Raw genomic sequence first — 1,679 nt, forward strand, 5'->3', positions numbered from 1 at the left:
AATACTGGAGCCACCCGCTCATGGCTACGCCCAATGAAAAGCTCGCCGCTTCCCTGCACGTGCTCAAGTCCTTGCAAGACAAGGGCATCCAGGTGATTCAGGCTTCGGAGGCGCCCGAACTCACCCGCGTACACCGCGAGCGCCTTCAAGCCGCAGGATTCCTGAAGCCGGTCATTCAAGGCTGGCTGTTGCCGAGCAACCCCGAAGAGGGTGACGGCGACTCCACCCACTGGTACGCGAGCATGGAGGTGTTCGTCGCGGCGTACGCGAACGCCAGGTTTGACGACAAATGGCAATTGAGTCCAGAGCTATCGCTGCTCAAGCACAGCGGCCACACCAGCGTGGCCAAGCAGATTCAGTTGCACTCTCCCGAAGCCAGCAATAAGCACCAGGACCTGCCGCATGGATGCTCGCTGTTCATGTACAAAGTGAAGCCGCAGACTCTGGTCGGCGGACGCTCGCCCGGTGCGAGCGGGTTAATTCTCGTTCCGCTCCCGGAGGCGTTGATTCGGGTGAGCCCATCCTTTTTCACCGGCCATGAGCTTGCAGCCCAGGTTGCGCTTCGGCAGGTCGACATCACGACGCTGACGGGTCTTCTCCTGGAAGGCGGCCACAGTGTGGTTGCAGGGCGCATGGCGGGAGCCTTGCGAGCGGCGGGTCGAGAGGCCGACGCCAGCCAGTTGGTGGCTACGATGAAGGCCGCGGGCTACGTCGTCTCCGAAAACAACCCCTTCGAGCGGCCGCTGGCGCATATTGGCGGCCGGCTCAACGAGTCGCCCTACGTCCAGCGCATGCGAGCCATGTGGTCGAGCATGCGCGAGGAGGTGGTGCAGCGGTTCGAGACAGTGCCTCGCCGTCAGCACACCGAAGTCCAGGAACTGCTGGCAGACATTGCCGCCCGGTATGTGGCAGACGCGTACCACTCGCTGTCCATCGAAGGCTACCGCGTGAGCATTGAACTCATCGAGAAGGTGCACAACGGAGACTGGAGCCCACTGACCAGCGAGGAGGACCGCAAGACGCGTGACGCCATGGCAGCAAAGGGCTACGCGGAAACCCACAAACACCTGCGAGAGTTCATTGGCCAGGTGCTGTCATCGAGCAAGAGTCCTGCGGTTGCATTCAAGGAGGACTTCTCTCGGTGGTACGTGGCGCTGTTCTCGCCGAGCGTAACCGCGGGCATCTTGAGGCCTCGAGACCTGGCGGGCTACCGAAACAGCCAGGTGTTCATCCGCAATGCGCTGCATGTCCCGCCGGGCCCAGACGCGGTGCGCGACTGCATGCCGGCGCTGATGGAACTACTGCAGGAGGAGAATCATCCGGGCGTACGAGCGGTACTGGGCCATTTTATGTTCGTGTTCATCCACCCCTACATGGACGGCAACGGGCGCTTGAGCCGCTTCCTCATGAATTACATGCTGACGACGGGCGGCTACCCTTGGACCATCGTCACCGTTCAGTCCCGCAGCCAATACCTCGCAGCCCTTGAGCAGGCAAGCACCTACGGAAACATCAAGCCGTTTGCCGACGTCATCTGCGGCCTCATCGAGGCGCAAGCTGCCCAGCCAATCGAGCGCATCACACAGCGACCGGATGCGGGCGATTGGACGAAGCCTCTGACTTGAGCGGTGCTGCCCGAAATCGAGTCCTTCGTCGCCGGCGTGGCCGCGACACTACCG

Annotated in this window: 1 protein-coding gene; it reads left to right on the plus strand. The window is 62.2% G+C overall.

Features of this window, described 5'->3' with window-relative positions; genetic code table 11:
• Positions 1-1,625: Fic family protein (locus tag BLS74_RS34885; RefSeq protein ID WP_093112347.1), on the plus strand; the 1,625-nt coding region annotated here is incomplete at its 5' end.
• Positions 1,626-1,679 lie beyond the last annotated feature (54 nt).

Origin of the sequence: Variovorax sp. CF079 (assembly GCF_900101545.1) — a bacterium.
Classification (GTDB): domain Bacteria; phylum Pseudomonadota; class Gammaproteobacteria; order Burkholderiales; family Burkholderiaceae_C; genus Variovorax.